This window comes from Streptomyces omiyaensis (assembly GCF_014650895.1).
Classification (GTDB): Bacteria; Actinomycetota; Actinomycetes; order Streptomycetales; family Streptomycetaceae; genus Streptomyces; species Streptomyces omiyaensis.
Map to the genome: position 1 here is coordinate 128,303 of NZ_BMVV01000022.1, position 6,207 is coordinate 134,509.

Below are 6,207 nucleotides of genomic sequence, written 5' to 3' on the forward strand. Positions count from 1 at the left end.
GCGGCCCCCGGGGCGGCCTCGGTCGCCAAACTTCCGCCGCCCCGGGCGCCATCAACCCCATTCCAGATCCACCGGACCCGAAAGGGAAAACCCATGATGCCCCAGACCCCGGCCGCCCGCGTCTGCTCCCACTGCGACGGCTTCCCCGTCGTCCACATCACCACCGGCACCACCCCGGACGGACAGCGCCGCACCCTCGCCGCCACCTGCCCCGTCTGCAAGGGCACCGGCACCCGCCGCACCCTCCCGGCCGCCCTCATCCGCGCCGGGAAGTGACCGCGATGGCCAAGCTCACGCCCTCGCAGGACCGACCCGGCCTGCACGTCAGCAAGCCGTCCCCCTCCGAACCGGCCACCGCGTCCGCCGTCTGCCACTGCGGCGCCTCCGCCACCGCCAAGGGTGACGCCCAGGTCGGTGCCCTGGTCGCCGGTTGGAATGCCCACCACGGCCCCGCCCACAAGGAGTAAGCACGTGATCGACTCCGCCCTCGCGGCGGGCCTGGACCCGGCCACCCTGAGCGACCTGCTCCGGGTGGCCGGGTCCCCCGGCTTCGACCGCCTCACCGAACAGATCCGCCGCACCGGCGGCTGCACCGCCCCCATCCGTCTCACCGGTGGCACCAAGCTCCTCGACCCCGCCACCAAGACCGTGCTCCACGCCTACACCACCGACGCCGAACCCGGCGGCGTCCTCCGCGTCGCCTGCGGCAACCGCCGCGCCTCCCGCTGCCCGGCCTGCGCCTGGACCTACGCCGGCGACACGTACCACCTCATCCGCGCCGGCCTCACCGGCGACCCCGACAAAGGCACCCCGGACACGATCCGCGATCACCCCCGGGTCTTCGCCACCCTCACCGCTCCGTCCTTCGGCCCGGTCCACAACCGCCCCGGCACCCGCCCCTGCCGCTGCGGCACCAGCCACCCCGAGGACGCGCCCGAACTCGGCACCCCGCTCGACCCGTCCATGTACGACTACGCGGGGGCGGTGCTGTGGAACAACCACGCCTCCGACCTGTGGCGCTACTTCACGATCTACCTCCGCCGCGAGATCGCCGCCCGCGCCGGCCTCACCCAGAAAGCCGCCCGCGAACAGTCCCGCGTCTCCTTCGGCAAGGTCGCCGAATACCAGAAACGCGGCGCCGTCCACTTCCACGCCGTCATCCGCTTCGACGGCCCCGACGGGCCCCACACCCCGCCCCCGCCCTGGGCCACCCTCGACTTGCTCACCGACGCCATCCACGCGGCCGCCGCCCGCGTCCGCGTCATCGTCGACGCCGCCCCCGCTCACGGCATCGCCCAGGACCTCGTCCTCACCTGGGGCACCCAGCTCGACGTCCAGCCCATCGGCGCCTTCGGCCAGGGCGAGGAACTGACCGAACAGGCCGTCGCCGCCTACGTCGCCAAGTACGCCACCAAGGCCGCCGAGACCACCGGCACCGTCGACCACCCCGTCGGCAACAAGGAAGCCCTCGTCCTCCTCGGCGTCCCGGACCACCCCCGGCGCCTGATGGAAGCCTGTATGGACCTCGATGCCGCCTACCCGGACCGGCGCCTGCGCGCCTGGGCCCACATGCTCGGCTTCCGCGGCCACTTCTCCACCAAGTCCCGCGCCTACTCCACCACCCTCGGCGCCTTACGCCAGGTCCGCGCCGACTACCGCGCGCAGCAGCAACGCACCGCCCTCGGCCTCCCCGACCCCGACGAACACCCGGAGTCCACCCTCCTCGTCGTCGCCCACTGGGCCTACGCCGGCCATGGCCACACCCCCGGCGAATCCTGGCTCGCCGCCAACATCCGCCGCGACATCCAGCACAACCGCGAACACGCCAGAGAGAACCGAAGTGAACTGGAGCCTCTGGAAGGGGAGTTGACGTGACCACTGCTGCTGAACTGCTGACCGTGCCCGAGGTCATGGCACGGCTCAAGCTCGGACGTTCCACCGTCTACGACCTCATCCGTTCCCGCCGCCTGGTCTCCATCACCATCGGCCGATCGCGCCGCGTTCCCGCCGACGCCGTCCGGGACTTCATCGTCGGCCGCATCGAGGAGTCCGCCTGATGGCCACCCAGCGCAAGCGCAACCCCAATGGCGCCGGCACCATCACGCAGCGGAAGGACGGGCGCTACCAGGCCGCCGTCTACGTCCTCCAGCCGGACGGCACCCGTGCCCGGAAGTTCGCCTACGGCAAGACCTGGGCCGAGTGCGACGTGAAGCGCCGGGCACTCCTCGACGCGGTCGACAACGGCGTCCCCGTGCCGACCCGCTCGGCGAAGCTCTCCGAGTGGCTGCCGTACTGGCTCGACAACGTCGTGAAGCCGCGCCGCAAGCTCAGCACGTACGACAAGTACGAGGCACACGTCCGCCTCTACCTCGTCCCCGGGATCGGCTCCAAGAGGCTGGAGTCCCTGAGCGTGGCCGACGTCCGGCGCTTCCTCGTCCAGCTGGAGAAGAAGACCACCGCCGCCACCGCCAAGGAGTCCCACCGCGTCCTGCGGACCGCCCTCACCGCCGCCTGCCGCGAGGAGCTGATCTCGCGCAACGTGGCCTCCCTCGTCGAGCCGCCCCGGCCGAAGGCGCGAGAGCTGAGCCCGTGGTCCCTGGACGAGACGCTCGACTTCCTCGCCGCCTCCCGCCGGGACCCGCTGTACGCGGCCTTCGTCCTCGCCATCGCCATGGGGCTGCGGCGGGGCGAGCTGGTCGGGCTGCGCTGGGCGGACGTCGACCTCGACAAGCGCGTCCTCTACGTCCGCCAGCAGACCCAGCGGCGTCGAGGAGTCCTGTACGACGACGATCCCAAGGGGCGTCGCCGGCGGACCGTGCCTCTGCCCGCCATGTGCATCGCGCCCCTGCGGTGGCACCGGATGCGGCAGAACGATCAGCGGGCCAAGGCGGGGGAGAAGTGGGAGGAGGGCGGCTACGTCTTCACCACCGCCAGTGGTCGGCCCGTCGAGCCCCGGAACGTGTACCGGTCCTTCACCCGCGTCGCCGCCTCCACCGGCCTGCGAGTGATCCGGCTGCACGACGCCCGGCACGGCACGGCGACCCTGCTCACCGCCGCCGGCGTCGCGCCCCGCGTCGTGATGGAGATCCTCGGCCACAGCCAGATCAGCATCACGATGGACGTGTACACGCACGTCGTCCAGGACACCCAGCGAGAGGCGATCAGCCACATGGATCGGCTCCTCAAGCGGAAGCGGCCTGATCGCCACCGTTGACGTGGCGCTTCATGGCAAGACCCTCAACCACCCTCGGTTGGGGGTCCTCGCGTCACCCCCGGCGTCTCTCCACTGGTCAGGACGTTGCGCGTCTGGCGGGGGAGACCCGACGGGGCGGCGCTCTCCTCCCGGATCGCGGAGTCAACCGACGGTGGGGTGACCGCTGGGTAGCCCCTCAAGTAGAAGCGGGTCTGGGACCGCCCCGACTGTGGCTGCGTGCGCTGATGCCTGTCTGACCCGACCCCGTGTTCAGCGCGGGGTCGGGTCAGTAGAACCAGACGACGAGACGGACGTTCTCCGCGCCGTGGACCTCGCTGAGGATGCGCATGACGCTCCAGACGCGGCCCCAGTCGGTGTCGTTCCCTGCGGCCGATGCACGGCTTCGTGTGCCGGAGGCGTTCGTCTCCTGCCAGTCTGCGGCGGCCAGCTCGGCCCAGGTCACCCATGTCGTCCCGTACGCGAAGTCGGGGCCGGCGAACTCGCGGCGCAGCCCTTCGGACGCGTCGTCCGGGAAGCCTCTGTCCTCGGCAAGCGGACGGAAGCCGAAGGAGTTGCGGATTCCGAAGAGGCACGCGAGGCCGTCGTAGGCGTTGCCCCTGTTCAGCAGGAAGAGGTCGATGCCCGCTTCCCAGACTGTGTCCTCATCGTCCAGGCCCCACAGACGGGCCCCTGGACGGCACTCGATCATTCCGCTGACATCCGTCGACATGGCGCGATCCTGCCCGCCGGGCCCGGGGGCCGGCACCCGCATTTCGCTCCGCGCGCTCGCGGCTGTCCTCGGCCGCCTCCCGCCGTTGATGTCAGCCGTGGATGTCAAAGACCCCCTACCAAGATCGGTAGGGGGTCTTCGCGCTGGTGCCCCCGGCAGGATTCGAACCTGCGACACCCGCTTTAGGAGAGCGGTGCTCTATCCCCTGAGCTACGGAGGCGGGACCGGGGACAGCCTAGCGGATGGGGTCGAGGGAGGTCGCCCCCTGCCCGTACCGGAGGCCCGGTGGTGCCGGGAGGGGGCGGAGAGCGGATCGTGGTCCGGTGCCCGCCCCCTCCCGGTCACCTCTCCAGCCAGGCCAGGGTGTCCGCGTTCTCGGCGGCCGAGCGGTAGGGCTTTCCTACGTTCAGCCTGGCGGTCTCACGGAGCGACTCCACCCGGTGAGGGGCGGGGAGGACGGCGGTGCCGATGCCGTCCTGCCACACCGTGCCCTGGACGAAGACCGAGCCGTCGAGCGCCGACATCACGAACGCGGGGAACCCGTGGCGGGAACCCGTGATCCCGGCCTCGCAGCCGGCGCCCATGATGTCCCAGTCCTCCAGGAGCTCGACCAGGCTCCAGACGGCCTCGACGTCCGTGTCGTCGACCGCGCCGGGGCGCGGCACGTTGACGGCGAGCAGGAAGCGCCGGTCGTCGGAGAACAGGCCGGTCTCCGTCGCCAGCTCGAACCAGCCGGCGTTCGCCCGGGCGACCCGGTCCGGGGCGTCGAGCGGCGCGGTCCGGTCACGCCGGCCCTCGTCGGTGCGACGCGACGTGACCGTGCCCGCGAGGTAGGGAGGGATCCCCGTCCCGCGCCTGAACCCCAGGAATCTCAGTCCGCAGCTCTTCATCCCCTGAGCCAGGATCTCGGCTTCCACGACCTGCTGCCCCTCTTTCGTCACGTGCACGGTGTGATGTCCATCAGTTTCCCGTAGAAGTGGCCGGCTCCCTTGACGCCTCCCTTCGGGCCGACCCACTTGAACTGTCCGTTCTTCTCGAGGATCCGGTAGTCGTTGTTCAAGGGGTCCGGTGCGTAGATCTTGGCCCCCACCCACCAGTTGTTCCTCTTGTTCTTCTCCTTGTTCGTGAAGAAGTCCAGATCGCCCGGAGAGCCGTCCGGCTTGGTGGGGTTCCTGCGCTGTGCCAGCGTTCCGTCCTGGATCTGCTGGATTCCCCGCAGGATGATGTTCGGGGTCTGGTCGTTGCCCGCGTTGTGCACCAGGACGGGCGTCTCGCCCGCCAGCACGTAGTACGTGTGCAGGCCCTCGACGGTCATGTTGTAGGTGCGGGCGTGCCTGCTGAAGGGCGTGTTCCCCGAGACCAGGACCGTCTCACCGGCGTCCGTGAGCAGGGTCATGCCGATTTCGAGGTCGCGTGCCGCGAGCCACGTGTGCTCGGACGGTGACCAGAACGGGTGCTCGTAGGTGGCGGTGAGCTGCTCGATGCCGTCCGAGGTGGTGATCGAGAGGGCGTTGAACAGCTTGTCGGCCTCCGTGCGGATCAGGGCGATCACCTTGCGGGAGCCGGTCTCACCCGTTTCCGGGTCCGTGGCGAGGACGGTGTCGCCCATTTCGATCTCTTCGATCGGTTTGGTGGATCCGTCCGCCAGCTTGACCTCGGTGCCCGCGAGGAAGCACTGGCAGGCCGCGCCGAGAAGTCGGGCGACGGCTCCCTTGCCGGCTCCCTTGGCACCGGCGCCTCCGGCCCGGACCGCCGCGGCCGCGGGGCCCGAGAGGAGTTTGCCGACGCCCCACGTGACGATGGTGAGGATGTCCTGGACCAGCGCCTCGCCGCATCGGCCCTTGCCGGTGATGCAGTCGATGTTCGCCTTCACGCCCCAGGGGTCGTCACCGGTCTCCAGGAGTCCGGCCGCGAGGACGGTGTCGCAGAAGCCCTTGGTGTTCTGGGCGGAGAAGCCGCCGGAGCCGAAGCCGCACTTGCCCCGGGCCCACTTGGCCGTCAGTTCGTCGTAGGTGTCTCCCGGCCAGGCGAGCGGGAGGGCGCGGAGTTCCTTCTCCGTGGGGAGCCGGATGCCCTGGATCACCGGCTGCTCGCCGGATCCCGCGTTGTTCGTGCCCGTGGTGGTCGTGGTCGTGGTGGTGCCGTTGTCGCCGCTGTCGTCGTCGTCCTGGTTGGCCCCGGGGTCGTTCTCTTCCTTGTAGGTGCCGTAGGTGCCGTTGCTGCCGGCGCAGTAGTTGGGGTAGCAGCTTTCGAGGCCGGTGGGGTCGCTGGCGGTGGTGGGGTT

At 70.5% G+C, this 6,207-nt stretch carries 8 protein-coding genes and 1 tRNA gene; 5 read left to right on the forward strand and 4 right to left on the reverse strand.

Going from position 1 to position 6,207, the window contains the following annotated elements; all coding sequences use genetic code 11:
- The first annotated feature begins 93 nt into the window (after positions 1–93).
- The 5 genes from IE287_RS29100 to IE287_RS29120 are packed head-to-tail and all read left to right on the forward strand — an operon-like array spanning position 94 to position 3,214.
- Complete coding sequence (locus tag IE287_RS29100; protein WP_189852200.1) at positions 94–276, forward strand: hypothetical protein; 183 nt, start codon at positions 94–96, stop codon at positions 274–276.
- A 5-nt stretch (positions 277–281) separates the two neighbouring features.
- Positions 282–467, forward strand: coding sequence for a hypothetical protein (locus IE287_RS29105; protein ID WP_189852201.1), 186 nt, complete (start codon positions 282–284; stop codon positions 465–467).
- Between the two features lie 4 nt (positions 468–471).
- A complete protein-coding gene (repSA, locus tag IE287_RS29110; RefSeq protein WP_189852202.1) occupies positions 472–1,875 on the forward strand; it encodes a replication initiator protein RepSA in 1,404 nt (467 codons plus the stop codon).
- Complete coding sequence (locus IE287_RS29115; RefSeq protein ID WP_189852203.1) at positions 1,872–2,057, forward strand: helix-turn-helix domain-containing protein; 186 nt, start codon at positions 1,872–1,874, stop codon at positions 2,055–2,057. The genes repSA and IE287_RS29115 overlap by 4 nt, the downstream gene beginning before the upstream one ends.
- Positions 2,057–3,214, forward strand: coding sequence for a tyrosine-type recombinase/integrase (locus tag IE287_RS29120; protein ID WP_189852204.1), 1,158 nt, complete (start codon positions 2,057–2,059; stop codon positions 3,212–3,214). The genes IE287_RS29115 and IE287_RS29120 overlap by 1 nt, the downstream gene beginning before the upstream one ends.
- 265 nt (positions 3,215–3,479) lie before the next feature.
- On the opposite strand, the gene IE287_RS29125 is transcribed toward IE287_RS29120, so the two are convergent.
- The 4 genes from IE287_RS29125 to IE287_RS29140 all read right to left on the reverse strand — a co-directional run.
- Positions 3,480–3,923 carry a hypothetical protein gene (locus tag IE287_RS29125; protein ID WP_189852205.1) on the reverse strand — a complete coding sequence of 148 codons (444 nt, stop codon included), beginning with the start codon at positions 3,921–3,923 and terminating at the stop codon, positions 3,480–3,482.
- Between the two features lie 144 nt (positions 3,924–4,067).
- Positions 4,068–4,143 (reverse strand) — tRNA-Arg (locus IE287_RS29130).
- Between the two features lie 121 nt (positions 4,144–4,264).
- Positions 4,265–4,870 carry a hypothetical protein gene (locus IE287_RS29135; RefSeq protein WP_189852206.1) on the reverse strand — a complete coding sequence of 202 codons (606 nt, stop codon included), beginning with the start codon at positions 4,868–4,870 and terminating at the stop codon, positions 4,265–4,267.
- A partial coding sequence (locus IE287_RS29140; protein WP_229883798.1) for a polymorphic toxin-type HINT domain-containing protein occupies positions 4,861–6,207 on the reverse strand: 1,347 nt, incomplete at its 5' end. The genes IE287_RS29140 and IE287_RS29135, both read right to left, overlap by 10 nt.